Below are 22,491 nucleotides of genomic sequence, written 5' to 3' on the forward strand. Positions count from 1 at the left end.
ACTAATTATTGATCTACTAAATAATAGCATCAGGACGAACGCCTGATTTTAATGCATCAGGGCGAACACCTGCTTTTATAGAACTATTCATATAGCCTCCATAATATATAAAAATTGATTTTTATTAATTAGGTTATTCGAAGATCACGAGCTAACACTCGCTAAATGCATCTTACATAAGAGCCATATTAAATCAAATCATAAAAAATTCATTTCACTTAGAAATTCAAAGGATATTAAATAAAACATAACATAGTGAAATAAAAAAATAGAATTTGATCTTTAATGATAATGATTGTCAAATGTTATCTTTATGGTTTTAGATTCTAAAGTTTGTCGTTTGTTGATGTAGCTGTCTGCTATACAACTTGGCTTATGCGGTTGCTTTGTCAGTAATACTCGTTGAGAAAACAACCTTTAGCCTTTGTATTTTTTGGGGATTCTTCAATTTACAACTGCGGATTTTTTATGGCTCGTTTTCCCAATAATCAACATCCTCGCTCAGAAAGTTTATGGCACTTAATTTTTTAATTCCATTGATCGTCGATTTGGCTAAATATTTATTTGAATCAGGATATTCACATATTTCAGGACTTTCCATTGTACTTATAGAAATATAACGTAGCATTTCATCAGACGTATTAATAATTTGGTGTGGGTATTTATCTCCCGGAGGTATACAGATAACATCACCCTCTTTGATAGGTATCATGTTATCAGCGATACGGAATGTTCCAGATCCATTCATAATAATGAACATCTCTTCTTGGGAATGATGGAAATGATACGGTACTGCGCGTTTTCCGAGAGGAACGCAGTCAACAGAAGCACCAAGCTTGCAAGCCGGAGTGCTATCGGTCAGAGAGGCTCCACGAGATGCGTAAAATGGAGAACGTTCAAAATTATCCAGTTCAACTTCATTTATATTTTTGATTATAAAATTATTCTTTGCCTTCTCGTCTATCACTGTTCTTTCTCCAATTGGTAACCAGTTATTTTTCATATAGCGGGTTCTATATTGACGTAGCGACAGTACTTTTAGCTCATTAGCTTACCCCTTACGCATCTGCGTTTTATTATGGCTTACCACACGTTTCTGCCGGACAGCATCACTCCGCTCTCTGACTTTCATCTTGCCACTGCCGGGAGGTAATGCCCTATCAATCGTCAGTTCTGCATCAGATTTTGCCAGATTTTCCTGTAACTGATGGTGTTGATGGCACCAGATAGCATCAATATCTCTATCACGCGTGGTATCTCTTTCTTCTGAGAATGCCACGGTCCTGACCTGAAAACGGGCACTCTCTTCACCACCAGCCCCAAGCTCTAATCCATAATCCGGCGTTGAAGGATGAGAAATTACCACCTGCCCGTCAGCCAACCACGCATTAACTGCATTTTCATTTACCTGATAACCTAGCTCACGCAATCCTTCCAGCACAACATTGCGGCGTTCAGCTGCGATAATACGTCGTTCTATCCGGATAATCGCGTCGTTAACAAGTTCCAGACGGGTTGTTATCTCGGAAAGCGAACCTTGCTGGGCCACGCTACCAGCTTCACGGGCAATGGTTATTGCCTCTTCATCCTCCAGACTTTCCAACTCAGCGATTGCCACAACCAGCTGGGTACGAAGATCCTGTAGATGCTGTTCCTGACGAATCTGCGCTGCCAGTTCAAAAATCAGCGAGTCTGTTTTTAGCTGTCTTTGTGCTTCATCTTTCAGTGATAAAACGGTTTGATACTGTGTCTGATATGACGTGAGATCCAATTGGTTATCAAGAATGCCCAGTTTGATTATCATCGCTTCTATCTGTCCGAACTGAACGGCCGTTTCCGGATCTGGTGCTTGCCAGTCACGCGGCAGATCTGCACCTTGTTCAGTCAGCAGTGAGGATAATAGTGCCGATTGATCTTCTGTCAGACCCGATTGCTCTTTGGCCGCCAGTTCTAACGCCTGATAAAGTAAAGCGCTTTGTGGGTCAGTGTCATTCTGTAATGACTGAACTGATGCGGTATTCAACGGATGATTAGTCGGCAGCTTATCTTTAAGAAGCCCGGCTAAGAGCGTCAGATTTTTGCTGCGATGATGGCGTTTTCGTGCTTCTTCGGCTTGTTCTTCCAGCAATTCTGCCTGAAGCAGCAGTATCTCATCCTGAATATCCTGCGTAAATTTCTCAATACGGCGTTGCAAAGTATCCATTTCATTCGGTGACATAGAAATGGCTCCCTGCTCCATGCGAATATTTATTGCCTGAAGCTGCTGTGAGAACAGTGGATTCCGTGTTTCATCCGCATCGGAAAGCTTCTGACTAATATGCTGCAAGCGTTGATAAAACTGCTTTAATCTGGCATGTGCACGTTGGCATGCAATGAAATGTTGTCTTCTGATTCTGATCGTATGTAAGGATGAACTCATAACAATACCTATAAATAATACCTATAAACAATGCTTATAAGTTATGCGTTGAGAAGGCTTGTGTAATCGCAGCAACCAGTTTCTGCTGTGCGATATCCGGCTGATGAAACCATTCCGTGACAGAAATCCGGTAACGGGCCGTAACCACGTGCTTTAACACAGATGCCCGCCATATTTCCCGCGCCCTTGCCTGTTGTAATAACGGATGGTGCGGCATATCACATTCCAGCCCGATGATATATCGCCCGCTGTGTTTATCTTCAATAATGCAATCAAAATAGAAAACCCCGGCCTGCTGAACTTTGGCTATCTGCCATCCTTGTTGTTGCATGAATTGTTGCACGAAATTCACCACGGATTGCACAAAGCTGTCACTAAGACCATCATGAGTTTGGTTGTTATCACTCAGGCCAGTATCTGTGCGGCACATTCTGTTGAGTAATCCCTGATTATGCTCGCTTTGTCCGATGGTCAGGTTATGGGCAAACGTCAGATACCCTTGTAAGAAATCTCGGGGAATTTCAGGCTTGCGATAGGTTGAAAGCCAGTCAGATATTTCATCCAGCGGCATAGATGAGAAGATAACTACCTGTTTTCTGGCACGGGTAATTGCCACATTGAGCCTCCGCTCTCCGCCTGTCTGTCCTAACACACCAAAATTACGCCGAAACGTACCTTGTTTGTTACGCCCGAACGTTGTGGAAAATAAAATCACATCCCGTTCATCACCCTGTACGTTCTCAACGTTTTTCACAAACAACGACATATCCTCACCCTGTTCCCGCCGATGTATTTCCTGCATATAAGCCTGACAAAAATCCGTATCTGTTTCAGTACGCTCAATCAGTAGGTGATGGATTAACTGTGATTGCTTCTGGTTAAAGGTGACAATACCGACAGACGGACGGTTTTCAAACGGAGCCTGCCATATTTCAGCCAGACGTGTCACAATGGCTTCCGCCTCGTCGGGGTTAGTCTGATTGCTGTACGTTCCGTTGATCATCTCCAGTGACAGCGGTTTTATCTTACTGAGCACTTTTTCTGAGTGCTGTGACGGAATATTCAGGCGTTTTTCGTAAAACGCATGGTTTGAAAAATTAATCAGATCACGGTAAGCAGAACGATAGTGAATATCGAGCGTATAAACCGATAATACCATTCGCGCCAGATGCAGCAAATCAGGACACTCACCGATTTGGCGATAATCCCATTCGCTGTGCGATTCTTCCTGTTGCTGTTCCGGTGAGTCGTTTTCTTCGTCGTCATCCTCATTGTTGACCGAACCGGCAAAAAAACTGGAAGGCGGCATCTGCTTCTCATCACCGCTGACAATCATCTGCTTACCGCGATACAGCGTCGGTAAAGCATATTCTACCGGCATCTGAGAAGCTTCATCATAAATGACCGTATCAAAAAAACCGGGTTTGAGCGGTAAAATCTGACTGGCAACATCCGGTGTCATCATCCATACCGGACGCAGACGCATCAAACCGAACGCTTCTCCCTCTTCGATAAATTCCCGCAACCTTCTGGCTCGTTTTCCTGTTAAACGGGTAATCTCTTCCCACGCTCTCCGTGGGCTGATTTGCCGGTATTCTAATCCCTTATTGAATGCGTCACGGTTCAGTGTCTGCAAATCCGCCAGTGTGTTTTCCAATTGCTGAGTATTGTAATCCAGTGCGTCCTGTTCTGCGGATAACGCGGGGAACTGACTTTCAAACAACGCTTTCAACGCCAGGTAGTAATAGTATTTCAGTGTTTTCTCAATTGTTTGACGTAATGCTGTGTCACTCAATCGGGAGAGTTCGTCTGCATTAGGACGCAATAGTGCCAAAATCTCCCAGTGAATTTCACCGAAATCTACAGAAAGTGCACTGAACTGGAGATAAGGTTTTAATGTCGGTAGTGCTGCTTCTATCGTTGCCAGATCATGATTAAGAGATGTCTGATGTTTAATCGCTCCGGCAAAACGCTGTTGTGTCTGAGTGGTCAGATACGGAGTCAACATGTTGAGAGCGTCATGACTTTTTTCTTGTGCCTGAGCACGTGTAATCGCTGCCTCAATTTCAAGACATTGCTGTGAAAAACCGGCCTGCTGATGGTCACGTATCGCGCTAAATAAATGAGCCGGCTGCGGATAATCAACCACAAGCTGTGCCAGATTAGCAATCCGGCGAAGATTGTCTGTTGTATTTTCCAACGCCTGAAGTAATAAAAAGGCATCAAAGTCAGAAAATGTATCTAATTCAAGTTGTTGATGTAACTGATTCAGTTCATTACGGATAAGGCGCACAATCTGTTCAACACTGATCGAATGAGAAAATTCGGTGTATTGTGCCGGATTATTGCTGATGCCATGAGCAACAGTAAACGCATTAAGTTTGCGTTGACGGGCATAATAAAACGGATTCAGATAAAACCAGAATGATGTACGTTGTTTCTCTTTTAATGCCTGTGACAGTTGTGCCAGTACCGGATTTTCACAATCTGCCAGAAGATGAAATAAGCGCGGATCACACAACGAGGTATCTACCTGCTGTAACTGCGTAATCAGTGCTTCCAGTTGGCTGATAATCTGCTGACCACGTGGCTGTTGCCCTTTTTCATTGCAGAACAACGGCAACCAACGGGCGAATTGCTGCCACGTCAGCGAAGGTAATGAGCTAAATGCCGTTTTACAGGCGGCCAAAGCAGCCTGATGGTGAGTCAGTGTTTCGATGGTGATTTGTGTATAAGGCTGTGTCAGAGTTTGTTCCCGTACTGTTTCAGCCTGCATAAATCCGGCAAAATCCCGGTTAAACTGCTGACAACTGTCGTCATCCGCAGAGAAAGAGCGCAATTGTAAGAGCGGACTACCCTCATAATCAGCAGCCAGCCATAGAGGGACGACCTGAACGATATCATCAATGATTCTGACTGTTTCAGCTGTGTCCGGTGAACGGAATAACGACTGTAATTGTGGTAAATCGAGACCGATTTCTGCCTTATCACGCAATGCAATCAGGGAGGCCATCAGTTGGCGATAAGAGAGTCCTGCCGTTTCATGATACTGATATAACCCGTTGTAATAGTTATCCAGCTGCGTTTCATATTTGTCCATGCGCTGGGCAGCAATACAGCGCTTACGTACCCAGTTTGTCGTCTGATCACCGTTTTTCTCGTGAATAAACAGATCATCAATCTGTGAGCGTACCGACTGAATAATATCACGCCCTTTCTGCGCCTGATGTACAAGCACAATACGGTTCATCAGCCCACAAGCTATCAGACGTTTATACACCACTTCCAGTGCCGCTGGTTTCTGGCAAATCACCAGTGCTGTTTTCTGCTGTCCGATAGTATCCGCAATCAGATTAACAATAGTCTGACTTTTACCGGTTCCCGGCGGTCCTTCAATTAACAATCCCCTGTTTTGCCGTGCCGCCGCCACTACTATTTCCTGTGAAGGATCCGTCGCACTGACAAAATAGCGTTCTTCTGCTTTTAACGGACGAGGTTCTGACGTTTCGGGCTCCGCCAGTCCCAATGCTTTTTCCAGTGCGGTATTTTCAATCGGTAACCCGGCGATTTGTTGCAGATCTTCGCCGATAGCCTGTCCGATAAAGGACGTGTGAAAAAGTACCGCTGAACAACACAACGATGCACTGTTTTCTTCGATTTCCGGATCTGATGGTAATGCAGATAAATTCCTGACTGTCACTGGCATGACGGCAGAGAGCTTTTCCATCACACCATCAACCGTCAGTCCGGCATGCCCGAGAAGCTGATCCAAAATCGCCTGCCACTCTTTTATCGGCGGAATACCATTCAGACTGGTCAATGCCGGATTGAGTCTCACCGCCCCACGCTCATTATCAAACTGCAAACGGGCAACACCCCGCAGTCCGGCATTCATGACCAGATTAACCGGCCAAAGAAACAGAGGTGCGATACGGGGCTTCATCTGTGAAGGCTGGGTATGAATGAGCAGGAACGGAAATCCCAGATACATGCCATTTATGCCAGTATCGCGCTGGTATAGTTCGGTTTTCACCTGCAATACCCGCAGCCTGTCGTTAACTTTGGGCATTTGCAATAAAGTCTGGCTATCAATTGCAATAGCATTTTTCGGCCGGTTAATTAAATGCTGTAACAAATCCTGCGCACTTTTCCGAACACTATTCATTTCAGTCAGATCAACCCGGCCTGCCGATGGGGTCAGGCGCATACGAACTAAAGAACCCCGCTGCGTATTTGCGGTGATTTTCCGGGTAAAAAACTGCATGACCTGCTGAACATAGCGCTGCTTTTCCGGTATGACCCATTGTTCTGCAGCAATCGCCAGCATCACAATGACCTGTTCAAGCGGCAGACGTTGTGTCAGTAAAAATTGTTCTGTCCATTCATCAATATCTGCGATTCCGCACCGGCAAAAATCACCGATCCGCTCCCTTAACTGCTGATACAGTGTAAGACGGGGTAACTGCAATAGCGCTTCTGCCTGCGTGCGCTCAAATGTGCTGATACGATAGCGTTTCGCCAGTTTAACCGCCTGATCCAGTAATGTCTGGTATGCAATGAACTGTCCGATATCGGCACTCAGCAATAGGATAAGGTCTTCGTCCTGTAGATTCTGTCTGTCAATCAGTGTCCGTAAACCGCTGTGATGTGTATCAGGAAACAACTGATGATGCGCCTGCCAGCGGGCAATAAGCTGACTATGAGAGGTAATCAGCAGATAAATTCTGAGTATATTTTCATTCAGGGTGATTTCCAGCGCCTCTGCCCGCCTGCGGATCTGCTGCTGACGATAATAAAGTTGCACCAGCCAGTGCTCAGAGTCGATTTGCCGTAACAGTTGTGCCAGCGGATCATTAATCAAACTGTAACTGATATCCGTATGCTCTAATAACCAGGAAGGTGTGATGATCTCACCGCGGTAAATAAACGGCATATCCGGATTCAACACCTTTAAGGTCAGCATCAGGCGCAGATTGTCATCAATCTCCGGCATATCGGTAAAAAGACGCAATTGCGGGTGGATTGATTCATAGTGACTCATTCCGGCAAGCCATGAGAAAAGCTCCCCGCGCAATAATAAGAACAAAGCGTCATCCCATTGAGCGGTTTCTGCAGCTTTCAGAGCGAATTGTGTTGGTTGACTATATACCTGCCCGGCAAGAGTAATCTGTCGCTCATGCCGTGGCTGCGGCTGATTTGCCTCAACCGGCGCAGCTATCGGTCGTCCGTCCAGCCATGCTGATACCTCCGGCCATTGCCAACGCTGTGTGCGGTCGCGGGTTAATAATCCACGCAGCAGAATGCAGATATTTTCATCCAAATCATCCGGAATGGCGACACCGTGAGTCATCACCTGAATCAAAAACGCATTGGTGTGAACCTGCTCAAAACAGCGGCCCCGGGTGAGCTGTTCCAGCAAAATAATACCCAGACTCCACCAGTCAGAAGCAGCGGACACTCCTCCGGCTAAGGTTTCCGGTGCACTATAGCGGCTGATATCCAGCGGTGAGACGATATCAAGGTCGAACTCCGACAGACAGGCAGAACCAAACTCGATGATCACAATATCCAGTAGCGAGCGCTGACGGATCATAAGATGGGAAGGCCTCAGATCGCGGTGGCGTAAACCATGCTCTGCAAAGGCGGCCAATGCCTGCCCCATTTCCCGGATAAGCTGAGGAATTTCTTCCGGTTGCCAATAGTCGCCCCGGGAAATAAATACCTCTAATGAACCTCCGGAAATAGGTTCTGTCACATGCCACGGTCTGCCATATTGACGACCAATGTCCAGCAACTCCGGTACGTGACTTTTCGGCAAAAGCCGGAGTACATCATAGACAGACGGATCGGGTTCTTCACCCAACTGATAAAGCGTTAAAATCCCCTGTTGGCCCGTTTCCCGATGGGTCACACTATAGCGCTCACGCGGACTATCACTGCTATTGATTTGTTCACCCGTCAGCCAGTCTCCGATAGATGTCGGTTCTGCTGGTGCTGGTTCTGGTTCTGTCGGTGAAAATGTTGTGTCCTGAATAACTGGGTTTTCCGCAGAAAATCCGGCGGCATCTTCACCACATTGCAGACAAATCAGATCACCTTCTTCCATCGGATGACCGTTCACACAAACATAAATATGTTCCTGCAGCACTGCATCTGCAGATTCTACCGTTGGTGTGCTGTTTGGCGGTTGCGGACGCCAGCCTGATTTATGGATAGGTTCGGCAGATAAATCCCATCCGCACGGTTGTGTGCTGATATGACCTTCACAGAAAATTTCAGTCAGTGGCCGCTCTGTCTGACAATGGGGGCAAAAACGCATCATAAACATTACATACCTGTTGCTATTCTATTTTTTTATCTGTGTTACCTGATGATCCCCTTGCATAAGCAGATCTCTGAACCGTTCCATGTCGCCCTTTCCCGGAATACCAGCAATAAACACCCTGCCTTGTGCATCCAAAGCGAGATCCAGAACTTTGTCCGTTTCGTTCAGCGGCAGATGATAAGTGTGATAACGCTGCCTGCCCAACGGAGTCAAAAGATGAAGTTCCTGATTGTCGCTGCCACGTAAACGCAAATTCTGTGTCGCTTCTTGCTGATACGGACCGGATACTAACGCATCAATTAAACCTTCCATTGTCTGTAACTTTATTTTTAACACGCTGTATTCGTATCCGCTGAAAATCAGAATGTCACCGGAAAAATGATCACGTAACATGTTTAACAAGATATAAAGTGCGTCCGGCTGGTCAAAAGGCTCACCACCGGAAATAGTGATACCCTCTGCCTCTGCCAGCCAGGATGTGAGCTGTGTTATCAGGGTACTGACGGCAATACGTTGTTGTGTCGGTCGCCATGTGTCAGGTGACATACATCCCTTACAACGAATACTGCATCCTTGTGTCCAGATCCCGATACGTTTTCCCGGCCCCAGAGAGGTCACGGGGAAATGCAGACGCGACAGGCTAATCTCCATCAGATTGACTCCGTGACCCGCGTCAGTTGCACCGTTGTCATTTCGCCTGTTTCGCCTAATGCGATATGGGTGATACAAAAAGCGTCGTTTGGCTGGGCATTCTGTTCAAAAACAGCCCGTGATAACGGGTTGATAAGATGAATTTCGAGCTGATTACGGATGCCTCGTCCGCCGTTGGATAAATCCGCAAGGCAACGGGATTTTAGGGTTATCATTGCCTTATCTGCTATCGTGATAGTTAGCGCCTGTTTTTCCAGCCCGCGCAGAATATTATCCACCATTTGACTGAAAATCTGCTCTGCCACTTCCGGCCGGATAAAATCAAATACAATGATATTTTCGCCGATACGGTTGAATAATTCCGGGCGGTTCAATACCAGTTTGAAATGGCGTTCAATTTCCCGTTTCACATTCTGTTGTACGGTTTCAAACGGCTCATCCGGAGTTATATTAGCGACCCGCTCTCCTTCATTATTCAGTCGATAAATACCGAGGTTCGAGGTAAAAATAATCAATGATTCTGAAAAATAGACACGATCACCGCGACCGGACGTCAACACGCCATCATCAATAATCTGCAAAAACTTATCCATCAGTTGCGGATGGGCTTTTTCAATTTCATCAAACAACACAACACTGAACGGTTTTTCGCGGATGGCGTTAGTCAGTTCTCCTCCTGTGTTATAGCCCACGTAGCCGGGAGGCGCACCGATAAGACGCTGATCGGCATGTTCGGCACTGAATTCTGACATATCAAAACGGATATAAGCACTTTCATCACCAAACAACAACTGAGTAACGGTTTTTGCCAGCTCTGTTTTACCGACACCAGTAGGACCGGCGAGAAACAATACACCACGAGGACGCCCGCTTTTATTGCTGCCGACACCGGTTACCGCCCGCTTAATAATGTCCAGCAAATGTGTGACAGCGTGATACTGCCCTTTTACACGCCGTTGTATGATGTCATAGGCATTGCGGATTTTATCCTTATCAATCTTTTGCCACGGATCTTCTGTAATACCGACTTTATACCGCCTGACCGCATCACTGATACGCGTGACCGGGACGTTCTCAAGACGGGCAAGCTGTACGATCGCGGTTAAATCTAGCAGTAACAGCCCTTCGGTTTCATCAATAAAATCATTTAGTAAAGCGGTATGTTCATCATCCGCCACCGATTCAAAGTCCGGTAGAGAACGCAATAAAGTCGGTGCCAGTGCCCGGCGCATCTGTCCGTCAGGTTTGGCAACCGGAATGTGGCGGATTCGGGGATTATTAATCAGAAACCAGTCCGGTAAATCGGTCTCTTTTTCAACTATCCAAAAAATAGTATTAAAAAATGGCTGGCGTTGTGCCCCTGCCGGACGAGCTTTTGCCTGATGAGAAAGAATTAAGGCGCGGGTAAACAAATGGTGCTCAATCGCAGAGAGATTTTCACGCTGGGAGATCAGGCAGGAAGCAAAATCCACACATAATGCTATCGGTTCGTCCGGGTATTCTACCCATTTCTCCAATACGCTATTTAGCAGATCGATACCACCGGGAATACGGTTGGCATTCATCGACAGCCCCAGCCGTTGTAATAATGTTTGCCCTTGTACTTGTGACTGAGACGGATGATTGATTAAGGTAAATCCGGAAAGCGGATTAAACGTCATGATATGCACATAACCCATATCAAATAACGTATTTTGCAGAGCCTGATTCAATGCCAGTGGTGTGATAATTTCCGGCGCGATTTCATACGATTGCAGATCCCTGACGTTACCGGACAAAACAAACTGACTTTTCAGAGGTAAAAAACGTTGTAAATCCCGTAACCAGCGCGCTTTCTGGAAGGTCTTTTCCATGAAATTCCTTCTTTTCTCTTATCATATAAAAATAATGAATCAGTTTACCGTATTCAGATAAAAACAAAGCAGGAAAAACGCCAGATTCGTGATTCAAACAGGTAAGTATTTAAGAACGTTATCTTGCCGGACAGCACGTTTCGGCATATTCCTCGTATTTTTGTCTGCCAAGCGATGCTAACAAACCCGTCAGACTGAAAAAATCCGAATCCCCCTTTCTCATGATAATGTCTTTCCATTGTCCTATCTGTATTCCTAATGGAGAACATTTATTCTGGCAGAGAGAGCTATTCTCACACTTCCACCGTGCAGCATGTGAAATTTTTTGTTTTTTGGTAGTTCGGTGTTTGGATGTCCCATACCAGAATATTATGCACTTCCCCTTGTATCTTCAGTGCAAATCATCTGGTATAGGAAGCCTGCCACTCAGAACGAAACTATATCTGTCGGATTAAGTGTACTTATCACTCCCAGAGCGCCTTTAATCAATGGAATAGCCACCGGAGAGAGATAGGACCCCAGCGGAATACTCGCGTGGTCGATGCGGGTAAGCATGGTAAAGTCGTGGTTGAGTCCGGTGAGATCGTCGCTGATGGCTTTACCAATGCGCACCGTCTGCGCCACTCCATGACCGCTCCAGCCATGCACCATATATACAGGGACGTTGTTACCACTTTTACGGGCATCGGTGGCGCCGTTCAAGGTCAGATCGCTAATTCCGCCCCAGGAGTATTCCAGTTCGGGCTTTTCCAGATGCGGGAACACGGTTCTGATGCGATCAAGCAAATAGTTGTTCACATCGCGCGGTGACCAAGAATTACCAGTGCCCTGTCCACCGAACAGCAGGCGGTTGTCGCGCACCGCGCGATAATAGTCTATCTGTAACTGTGTATCGTAGATCGGCAAATCTGACGGGATCAACTCTTTGCTATCCACCGGCAACGGCGGAGTTACCGCCACATAGGTGAAAAAAGGAACTGTAGTGGAAGGGCCGGAGATGAACTCACCCGTGGAGCCATGCACCCCTAGTACTACGGCTTTACTCGCCCTGATAACTCCCCGCTCAGTTTCTATGACTGTGCTGTCGGCATCTTGCCTGATGCCCTTCACTTTCGTGCCGTCATAGACTCGTCCACCCAGTTTGGCAAAACCATAAATCAAGCCTCGTAGCAGCGCCAGAGGCTGAACCTGTCCGCCGATGCTGTCGATATTGGCACCATGATAGATACTCGAACGCACATACTCTTCCTGCAATTCGTGTGGCCCAATCACCTTCACCGCCGTATCTCCCAGCTGACGCCGGGCATCGGCATTAGCTACCAATGGCCCCATGTGGCCTGGGTGTATCGCTGCGGTAATATGACCATATTTGCGATCACATTCAAAACCGTAACGCTCGCGGAGTTCATCCACAAGATTCATCGCTTCAACCGATGCAAAACGCCATAAGCGTTTGGCCTCATCGGGTGAAAATCTTTCCAGCATGGTTTCCGCCGACCAGCGGGCAATTCCGGGGGTTATCTGCCCCCCATTACGGCCAGAAGCTCCCGAACCAATGTTATCCTTTTCAACTAAAATCACATCTACGCCCGCTTCAGCAAGATGCAGCGCAGTGGAAGCGCCCAGCAACCCGCCGCCAATGACCACAACCTCACAGCTCTGGTCTCTGGAAAAACTGCCAAAAGCCGGACAATCAGCCAGAGAAGCCTCATAGTAGTTGGCTGGCATGATTTTGGTTGACATAGTTTTGGTTGACATGGTTTTGGTTGACATAGTGTTAACACCCACATCTCTATGCCAACTCCAGATGCGCGGATCTAACCCTAACCGACTGGTTCTGTGCTGTGCATCCTGCAACAGCATCGGCCGGAGTTGGTCAATATTGACGACCGGAGCATCAACCGCAGTTAAGGTCCGGGCGAGCAGAGATGTAGTAGGAAATATGGATGAAAGTACTCCCGCCCCTGCCAGAGTCGCGGCAGTAGAGATAAAATCTCTTCTGTTCATTGCCATTTCAGCACTCCTTTATGACCGGAAATTACCCGTTAGTCTGGCCCGGAGTATTTCCCTGTGAGTGAATCCGGTTTTCTGAACTGTATTTATTGCTGCCCGCCTGCCCTTTCAGAGCGGCGAGAATCAGTAAGATAACAGTGCCGACAAACGGGATAAGATGTAACAGTAGCCACCGGGCGCTACAGTTGATATCGTGCAGGCGGCGGGCATTTACCGCCAGCGCGGGCAAAAATGTGAGCAGCAGATAGATAGCGCTGAACCACCCCATATAGATTTCGGGGTTGGCAACAGCAAACAACCTTTCTAGAAAAGAAATGATGAGAACAGCCAGGATCTGAAACAGAACAAAATACCAGAACTCCTTACGCTGGGCCCGCCCTCTGAAGCAGGTATAATTTTTTAATACATTTAAATACCAGTGCATTGTTGTCCTCTCTTTTGAACCAGCGGTTTACCCCTGCCGCCACACGCATTTTGGGTGAATCCTTCCTTAGTTGCCTCCGGTTACGCGGCAGAATAGTCATTCCCTATTTACGATTCAAATCGAGCAGCACAGATTTCAGGATGTCGAGTGCCTCGTCAAAAACATCATTTTGTATGGTCAACGGTGGAAGGAAGCGGATCACGTTGCCGTGTACACCGCACGTCAACAGAATCAGTCCACGCTCTAGCGCTGTCTGGCGTACCGCGTTGGTAAAAGCGGCATCGGGTTCCTGACTGTCTGCACGCTTAAACTCCACCGCAATCATCAGCCCAAGCCCACGCACGTCGGCGATCTGCGGGACACGCGGCCGTAGTTCATGCAGACATTGTTTTAACCGCTCTCCCAGCTGTGTCGCACGCGCAGCCAGCTTCTCTTCTTCGATCACATCCAGCACCGCATGGCTAGCCGCAATCGCTACCGGATTACCTCCATAAGTTCCCCCCAAGCCACCCGGCACAACAGCGTCCATCAGCTCTGCTCGCCCCGTTACAGCCGCCAGTGGCAATCCTCCCGCCAGACCTTTTGCCATCGTGGTCAGATCGGCCGCAACTTCATGATGTTCCATGGCAAACAGTTTGCCCGTACGCGCGAAACCGGTCTGGATCTCATCGGCAATCAGAACAATACCGTAGCGATCAGCAATTTCTCGCAGGGATTTGAGCAGTTCAGGAGGCGCAGGATAGAAACCCCCTTCTCCCTGTACGGGTTCGATGATGATGGCAGCAACGCGCGTGGGCTCGATATCGGTTTTGAAGAGATCCTCCAGCGCGTTCAGCGTTTGCTCTACGCTGATATCGTGCAATCCTACCGGAAATGGGACATGGTAAACGTCGCTAACCAGCGGGCCGAATCCCATTTTGTATGGAGCAACTTTGCCGGTTAATGACATACCGAGGAAGGTACGGCCGTGAAAAGCGCCGCTGAAAGCCACCACACCGCTGCGTCCGGTAGCGGCACGCGCGATCTTCACAGCATTTTCTACTGCCTCAGCCCCGGTGGTAACAAAGACTGTCTTTTTCACAAAATTACCCGGCACCAGACTGTTCAGTCGTTCGGCTAGCGCTACATAATTTTCATAAGGCACAACCTGATGACAGGTATGGGTAAACTGTTCCAGCTGCTCTCTGGCTGCGGCAATGACGCGCGGGTGACGGTGACCGGTATTCACCACGGCAATACCGGCGGCAAAATCAATATAGCGTTGCCCCTGAACATCCCAGATTTCAGCATTTTCCGCACGCTCAACATAGACTTGTGTGGTCACGCCAACGCCTTTTGCGATAGCCGCACTGCGCCTTTTAGCTAACATAGATTCAGTCATAAAGTAGAAACTCCTCAGCAATCTGAATAAATGGGCTTCAGCAGACAAACGCCCTGTGTGATTCAGTGTGTGATGACGGTAGGATCACCAGACGCAGTGACGATACTTCCCCACCGGTCGACCGGTTAACATCCTGGCTCTTCAATAGAGAACCTGAACGTACTCCCGGCACGGTTGAAGTTACGACACGCGCATCGTCATTAATTATTAATGCTGGCTTACCGATAGCGCCCAGAGCCGGCAGAAGTAACCGATCCAGCGTCGAAACCAGCATATCCACCGCCGCAACACCGACAAACTCTTCATTGATAAGCACCGGATGGGCTATTGTAATTGTGTAAGCGCCGTTGCAGACATAATCCACATAAGGGCCGTCAATGATGGGAAGGTGACGACTGGCTGGCTGCCGGAACCACTCAAACAACCGGAAATCCAGACGCCTGCGCTGCTCCTGATTGTGTTCCAGTTGCGCATACTGAATGGTATTCCCTTCCTGGCGCCACCACTCCAGCGTCCAGTAACCGCCTTCCTCCCCAACCGTCTTCGTTACCGCATAGCTGGCAAATCCTGCCCCGTTACACCAAGCGTTGTTACGCAGTACATCGTGGATATGTTCTTGTAATGCGCCGCGCTGCTCCCGCGCCAGACGAACACCCTCCGAATGATATAACGGCTGTTCCAATAAAATACGCGCGGCCTTATCTGCCAGAGCTGCGGTGGCCTGCTGCGCCGCGACTAAGATATCGTCCAGAATGCTTCTGGCCCGTTCTACGTGTATGTCGTTGTACATATGCCTTCCCCTTTCTTGGGATGAATGCAGCCGCATTACTCGCGATCAGATCCCCGTAAGAATGGCGCGTCAGTATCCATACGCAATTTGCATTCAAGCAGGTGGTCAGTAATTCGGGTAATCATCTTCTGCGCAAGCTGATAACAGGCGAGCTCATCACTCTTATACAGAGAGGCCAGAAGTGAATGCCAGGCGGCGGAAACCTCGCGGTGAACGGCAGCCTCTCGGTACAGAAACACCATCAAAGGCGCCCATTCGACCTGAATCTCCAGCTCCTGATTGGCAAGCCTGGCCGACTGTGCCTGAGATGCCAAAGTTAACAGACAGCGCATATCTGCCTGTATACGAGCATCCGGTTGCGTCGCAGCCGCAAAGCTGTCGATCAGTTGCCCAAGCTTTTTCAGTTCACCCGGCGTTGAACGTTGGGCCGCAAGCCTCGCACTGTGACCGATCACTGCACAGTGAAATTCGCTGAAATCTGCCAGTTCGCCTGAAGCCATCAGCTGCAACGGGTGATATTTCCGCATTGTCTCAACGGGAACCTGACACACAAAACTACCGCCATAACGTCCGCGTCGAGTATCGATCAACTGTCTGGCGCGCAGCGTGTTCAGGGCGTCGCGAACCGTTACCGGTGACACACCCAACAGTCGCGATAGCTCGTTCTCGTTAGGCAGCTGTTCATCGGTCTGTAATATCCCGGAGATGATCGCATTACTTAAACGTTCCACAACCTGTTCGGTCCGGGTAGCCTGATCGAGTGGTGCGTAGACGATGGAATATGTCGTCATTCTCTAATTCCTGATTGAAATGACATGAGATTTCAGCCTGTCTTCAAACTACGCTAAAAAATACCGTGGCGATGCAGCGCTTGCGCATCCTCTGGTACTGGAGAGATAGCATCCCAAAGCTCAGCCACTTTGCCGTTTTCGACACGCCATAGCTCAAAGTAGCTGTGACGTGATCCGGCAATACTTCCCTCTGAGTGGGTCAGAACAAACTGCCCGTCGGCTACTGTACGGTGGATTTTTGCATAATGCAGGCCCTGCCCTTCATCCCTGAGTTGCTTAAGAAACGCAATGACCGCAGCTGTACCATCGGGAATATCGGGGCTGTGCTGGCGAAACGCCTCACCATTGGTGTAGTTTTCAAACTCATCATAGTGCCCTTCGACTAAGGTACGCGTGAAAAAGTTAACTACCAGTTCGCGGTTCTTCTCTCTGTCATGGCTATGGCCCGTTTCAGTCGGGCCGTCTAACTGAGTTCGGCCACTGGCATTGGGCGCACACTGCGGCACTAAGCCATCCCAGTGCTCCACGATTAAGCCATCGGCAACCCGGTATAAATCGAAACCGACCAACGGCTGATCGTCTAACCCCGTAAAACGGCCGTGGATAGCAACCAGATCTCCGTCCTGTAGTACGCGATACGTTTCATGGTGCAGCTCAGGATGTGCCTGAACCAGTTCACGCAGACCGGCAAGGCCATCTTTGACCAACGGGGAATGCCCAATGAAATTCGGCGCAAAATAACGCTCAAGCGCCCCCACATCACGGTCAGTAAACAGCTCGTGGTGCGCGCGCGACACCATGTCGCGCGAAGATCTATTTTGATTCATTATGGGTGTCCTGTATTAGTCGTTGGAACTCATCACGTGTTTGATACGCGTATATTCATCGAAACCATACGCCGACAAATCTTTACCGTACCCAGAGTTCTTGAAGCCGCCATGCGGTGCCTCAGCCGTAAGAGGAATATGGGTGTTAATCCAGACAGTTCCAAAATCAAGCTCACGAGACAGGCGCAATGTGCGGCCATGGTCGCGGGTCCAGACACTGGAAGCCAACCCGTATTTCACATCGTTAGCTTTCTCGATAGCATCCTGCTCTGTCAGGAACTTCTGCACTGTGATAACAGGGCCAAAAATCTCGGTCTGAATCATTTCATCGTTCTGCTCCAGACCGGTAATCACCGTAGGTTCAAAGTAATATCCCGAACGATCGGCCTGACGACCTCCTGCTTCAATACGGGCATGAGCGGGCAGACGCGCAATGAATCCTTTGACCTGCTCCAGTTGGCGAATATTATTCAGCGGCCCATACAGCGCCTCTTTATCTTCCGGATCGCCAAAACGGGTGGCTTTAGCTGCCGCCACCAGTTTAGTGACGAAGATATCGTAAACAGATTCATGCACCAGCACACGTGAAGCCGCCGTGCAATCCTGACCGGCGTTGAAGTACCCTGCGGTAACAATGGTCTCTACCGCTTTGTCTATATCCGCATCGGCAAAAATAATGACTGGCGCTTTGCCACCCAGCTCCAGATGCGCTCTGGTGAGATTAGCCGCTGCCGAAGAAGCAACCTGCAAACCTGCACGTACGGAACCGGTGATGGAAACCATAGCCGGCGTTCTATGTGAAACTACCAGAGCACCCGCGCTGGCATTACCCAAAACCACATTGAAGGTGCCGGCAGGGAAGAACGGAGCGGACAGTTCAGCCAGCAACAGAGTACTCTCCGGCGTAGTATCGCTCGGTTTAAGCACCACGGCGTTACCTGCTGCCAGAGCAGGTGCTATCTTCCACACCGCCATCATCAACGGATAGTTCCACGGGGTAACCTGCCCTACTACGCCCAGTGGTTCACGCCGGATACTGGTAGTCATACCAGAAAGATATTCAGCTGTAGCTTTGCCTTCCAAAAAGCGCGCTGCACCAGCGAAGAAGCGGATATGATCCACCGATGTTGCAATCTCTTCAGAGGCAATCAGGTGCTTGAGCTGGCCTGTATTGCGGCTTTGCGACTCAATCAGACGTTCAGCATTTTTTTCCACCGTATCAGCCAGTGCTAGCAACGCCTGCTGACGTGCCGAGGGTGTGCTGCGTCCCCAAATTTTAAACGCCTCTTTGGCCGATGCATAAGCATCATCAACATCCGCCGCGGTCGCGTTAGGAGAACGCGCATAGGATTTACCAGTGACCGGACTTACCAGATCAAAATATTCGGAACCTTTAGATTCAATATACTGACCATTAATGAAATGCCTGAGCGTTGGTACTGACATCACTACCTCCGGATAGATTAAATGTATAAGATATAACCTATGATTTAATATATTTAATGGTTGCATTTTAGTCAAATTTGTAGCAAAAATGTAAAAATAAGAGGCAATTTAGATACATACATGTAACTTTCAGTGTTCCTGTCAGGAAAAAATATTCAAATCTGTGAAGAGGATCGAGGATTTCATATTTACGGAGCGGAAGTTACAGATCGGATTTTACGAAGCGGACAATACGAACAAACCGGCTGACTCAGTTCGGTTCATGACACTGCACTGTTACAAATTGACTTATCGGTTATGAATTTTCCGGTTATCTCAAAAACAAGCCCTTGAATTGATGATTTCTCAAGTCCTGCTCATTCATGAAACCACCATAAACCGTCATTTGAAATGACTACTTCAGTCAGGAAAAACTGGTTCCTGATAATGGCGGCTCCGAAAGCCGTTTGTCTGTCGAACAAAGCGCAGACCTTATCGACTATCTGACCGCCAAGACTATCTGACCGCCAACTTGTTACACACGATCACCCAGATTGTGGCTTATATCAATCAGCGATAAATAGGTAATAAATTAAACTGGGCCAATAATTGGCAAATAATACCGAATATACCAAATCCAATGACTGTATAAATTAACCCCTTACCACCCCATACCTTAAAACCAGATTCAGAAAACTTTTTTCGGGCTTTTAATACCATAACTGCCGGACAGATAATCGCCCAAATGCAAGCTGCCATACCAGCATACGCAATAGCAATTAAAAATCCGTTTGGAAAAAACATACATAACAACAGAGGAGGAGTAAAACAAATCAGTGCTGATTTCAATCTTCCGCCAGAATTATCCTTAAAATTAAGCGTGGCTAATATATAATCGAATAATCCAATTGCAACGCCTAAGAATGAGCAAAAGACCGCACTGATTGAAAACCATAATAAAAACGTCTCGATATAATCGCTATTTAACACAGTATAAAGAGAATCAATAAACGCGTCTAAGTTACCTCCTTTGTTAATAATGGTAATAAATTGTTCTCTTGGTAAATTTCCCATAGTGCCGATCATCCAAAGTAGATAAATGATCAACGCCAGAACACATCCGATAATACAACTTTTTATCACTTTTTTTTCATTTTGATTATAAATTTTATACAAACTACACACATTACCATGATAACCAAATGAAGTGATCGCATATGGAATAACTATAAAAACAAAAGGATACAATGCTATCTGGTTACTTCCTTCTACCGAAAAATTAAAAAGTAATGAGCTTTTTGCTTGTATAAACAGGCCCGAAAAAGCCAATACAAAAAGCACTATTTTAATGAAAAGAAATAGTGAAGTAAGCCGGCTTGCACATGTTCCTCCCCACCATATTGTTGCACCAAGAACAACGGAAAATATAATAAAAATCGCTTTCAGATCGACATTGTATCCATAGAGTAACGAAGCTCCATAAATAACAGATCCAGCAGCAGAAATATAGGCATAGATTAATATATATAACACAAAAATCAATGATGCATTAGCTATGTAACATGCCCACTTTGGTAATAACTCTTTTGAAATATAAAAGTAATTTGTTCCTGCCCCATACTTTGATGTACATTCAAGAATATACATCCCAGAATGAAACATAATAAAACAAACAATAAATAAAACCAAAAGAGAGTTAATAAACCAAGCACCTGACATTATGGTCGGCAAACTAAACATTCCGGCCCCTATCATTGCACCACCCAGTACAAAACCTCCCACAATAATTGAGGGCTCTTTATTAATTAAATAGCTCATTGTTATTTCCTTAATAGAATAAGGATAAGGCTCTCGTATTGCACGAGAGCCGTTATTAATGATGGTTATTTGATAGGTTTTAATCTGGCCGTAAAGTGTCTTAATACCGGAGGCTCATATTCAAATTCAAGCCCTTTAAGGGTTGGGAGTTTATCTTTCAGACCAATTAACGCATCTGCAATATAATCCATATGGTCATTGGTATATACCCGGCGAGCAATGGTCAGGCGCATAAACTCCATAGCAGAAGGTTTCTGTTCTCCTGTTGCCGGATCACGTCCCAGAAGAAACGATCCAATTTCTACCGCACGCACACCTGATTCCAGATAAAGTGCATTAATAACTGCCTGTGCAGGGAACTGATCACCGGGAATATGGGGAACTAATTTTTTACAGTCGACAAAAACAGCATGCCCGCCAGTGGGGTACTGAATAGGAATGCCGCCTTCCCGCAGACGATCTCCCAGATATTTCACCTGACCGATACGATAATGCAGATATTCTTCCTTCGTTCCTTCTTCTAACCCTTGAACCATTGCTGCCATATCACGCCCAGCGAGTCCACCGTAGGTAACAAATCCTTCCATAGGAACACAACGTTGTCTTGCTAAGGTAAAGACATTTTCATCATTTTTAATACATACCAATCCACCGATGTTTAATAATGGATCTTTTTTCGCTGACATGGTTAATGCGTCTGCATATTTGTACATCTCAAGAATAATTTCTTTGATTGTTGCGTTTTTATATTTAGGATCGCGCTCTTTAATAAAATAGGCGTTTTCACAGAAACGGGCAGAATCCATGACTACAAAAATATTATGTTGTTTGGCTATTTCATATGCTTCTTTTAAATTACTCATTGCGACCGGCTGACCGCCTGCACTATTACAAGTCACCGTTGATACAATGGCAACCACATTATCCCCACCGTGTTCAGCAATAGTGGCTTTTAATTTTTCAACATCAAAATTACCTTTCCAATCATAGTAATTTTCAGAGTCAAATGCTTTTTCAGTGACAATGTTAATTGCCTTACAACCATTTAATTCTACGTGTGCTGCGGTTGTATCAAAGTGGAAATTTGAAATGAAAACAGGCTGTTTCGCTTTTCCTTCTTGTTGTTTTATTTTTAACAACACCGGGAAAAGAATATTTTCTGCCCCACGTCCCTGATGAGCGGGAATAACATAATCGTAATCAAATAATTCTTTTACCTTATCTTTTAAATCGTAATAATTTCTGGAACCCGCATAAGCTTCATCACCAGTCATCATCGCAGCCCATTGCTGGTCACTCATCGCATTTGTTCCGGAATCGGTTAATAAATCGATATATACCGCACTGCTAGGAAGTAAAAACGGGTTATAACCTGCTTCTTTTAATGCCGCCTCACGCTCTTCCCTTGATGGAATACGGATATTTTCTACCATTTTAATGCGGAACGGTTCTACGATTCTTTTAGCCATAACAATACCTTTAATACGAAATTAAATAATTTAAGTAAAATTTACTGACTCTTTTTGCATGAGCAAAAAAAGCGAAATCAAAATGAATAGAGGAAAATAAATCAGGTATTATTTTTGAGGGAAAAAGAAGGCGAGTTCGGTATCAATATTAAACCATTTCTTCATATTGAAGAAACCTCTTAATACTATTAATACTTCATAAGACGAGTACATACTTTTATCCTTCCATTCTGGAACTAGTATACTTTTCATAGAAATGTATATAACAGTTAAGACCGTTTAGTAACTGTCTCTTATACACATCT

15 protein-coding genes are annotated in these 22,491 nt (G+C 46.5%); all 15 read right to left on the reverse strand.

Annotated features, from left to right (window positions below; translation table 11 throughout):
- Positions 1-466: 466 nt before the first annotated feature.
- Complete coding sequence (locus AB204_RS17005) at positions 467-1,003, reverse strand: cupin domain-containing protein (RefSeq protein WP_084728599.1); 537 nt, start codon at positions 1,001-1,003, stop codon at positions 467-469.
- Positions 1,004-1,051: 48 nt separating this feature from the next.
- Entirely contained in the window at positions 1,052-2,419 is a 1,368-nt protein-coding gene (locus tag AB204_RS17010) for a hypothetical protein (protein WP_047964569.1), read from the reverse strand.
- A 34-nt stretch (positions 2,420-2,453) separates the two neighbouring features.
- On the reverse strand, positions 2,454-8,741 hold the full coding sequence (locus AB204_RS17015; protein WP_047964582.1) for a protein kinase domain-containing protein: 6,288 nt from the start codon (positions 8,739-8,741) through the stop codon (positions 2,454-2,456).
- Positions 8,742-8,765: 24 nt separating this feature from the next.
- Positions 8,766-9,395 (reverse strand): 4Fe-4S single cluster domain-containing protein, encoded by a 630-nt coding sequence (locus AB204_RS17020; protein WP_047964570.1) that lies wholly within the window; start codon positions 9,393-9,395, stop codon positions 8,766-8,768.
- Complete coding sequence (locus AB204_RS17025) at positions 9,395-11,248, reverse strand: AAA family ATPase (protein WP_047964571.1); 1,854 nt, start codon at positions 11,246-11,248, stop codon at positions 9,395-9,397. The genes AB204_RS17020 and AB204_RS17025 overlap by 1 nt, the downstream gene beginning before the upstream one ends.
- 426 nt (positions 11,249-11,674) lie before the next feature.
- Positions 11,675-13,261 (reverse strand): NAD(P)/FAD-dependent oxidoreductase, encoded by a 1,587-nt coding sequence (locus AB204_RS17030; RefSeq protein ID WP_047964572.1) that lies wholly within the window; start codon positions 13,259-13,261, stop codon positions 11,675-11,677.
- 25 nt (positions 13,262-13,286) lie between these two features.
- Positions 13,287-13,685 (reverse strand): DUF805 domain-containing protein, encoded by a 399-nt coding sequence (locus tag AB204_RS17035; RefSeq protein ID WP_047964573.1) that lies wholly within the window; start codon positions 13,683-13,685, stop codon positions 13,287-13,289.
- Positions 13,686-13,788: 103 nt separating this feature from the next.
- Entirely contained in the window at positions 13,789-15,066 is a 1,278-nt protein-coding gene (locus tag AB204_RS17040; protein ID WP_047964574.1) for a 4-aminobutyrate--2-oxoglutarate transaminase, read from the reverse strand.
- Positions 15,067-15,103: 37 nt separating this feature from the next.
- Positions 15,104-15,856 (reverse strand): cache domain-containing protein, encoded by a 753-nt coding sequence (locus AB204_RS17045; RefSeq protein WP_047964575.1) that lies wholly within the window; start codon positions 15,854-15,856, stop codon positions 15,104-15,106.
- 35 nt (positions 15,857-15,891) lie between these two features.
- Positions 15,892-16,647, reverse strand: coding sequence for a FadR/GntR family transcriptional regulator (locus AB204_RS17050; RefSeq protein ID WP_047964576.1), 756 nt, complete (start codon positions 16,645-16,647; stop codon positions 15,892-15,894).
- Positions 16,648-16,700: 53 nt separating this feature from the next.
- Positions 16,701-17,474: a nuclear transport factor 2 family protein gene (locus AB204_RS17055; protein ID WP_047964577.1), complete on the reverse strand. Its 774-nt coding sequence runs from the start codon at positions 17,472-17,474 to the stop codon at positions 16,701-16,703.
- Positions 17,475-17,489: 15 nt separating this feature from the next.
- Positions 17,490-18,920 carry a gamma-aminobutyraldehyde dehydrogenase gene (locus tag AB204_RS17060; protein ID WP_047964578.1) on the reverse strand — a complete coding sequence of 477 codons (1,431 nt, stop codon included), beginning with the start codon at positions 18,918-18,920 and terminating at the stop codon, positions 17,490-17,492.
- Between the two features lie 549 nt (positions 18,921-19,469).
- Positions 19,470-20,717, reverse strand: coding sequence for an aromatic amino acid transporter (locus AB204_RS17065; RefSeq protein WP_047964579.1), 1,248 nt, complete (start codon positions 20,715-20,717; stop codon positions 19,470-19,472).
- Between the two features lie 65 nt (positions 20,718-20,782).
- On the reverse strand, positions 20,783-22,186 hold the full coding sequence (locus AB204_RS17070; RefSeq protein WP_047964580.1) for a tryptophanase: 1,404 nt from the start codon (positions 22,184-22,186) through the stop codon (positions 20,783-20,785).
- A 108-nt stretch (positions 22,187-22,294) separates the two neighbouring features.
- Positions 22,295-22,438 carry a tryptophanase leader peptide gene (gene tnaC / locus AB204_RS24030; protein WP_084728600.1) on the reverse strand — a complete coding sequence of 48 codons (144 nt, stop codon included), beginning with the start codon at positions 22,436-22,438 and terminating at the stop codon, positions 22,295-22,297.
- Between the last annotated feature and the right edge of the window lie 53 nt (positions 22,439-22,491).

It is taken from the genome of Xenorhabdus khoisanae (assembly GCF_001037465.1).
Taxonomy (GTDB): Bacteria; Pseudomonadota; Gammaproteobacteria; order Enterobacterales; family Enterobacteriaceae; genus Xenorhabdus; species Xenorhabdus khoisanae.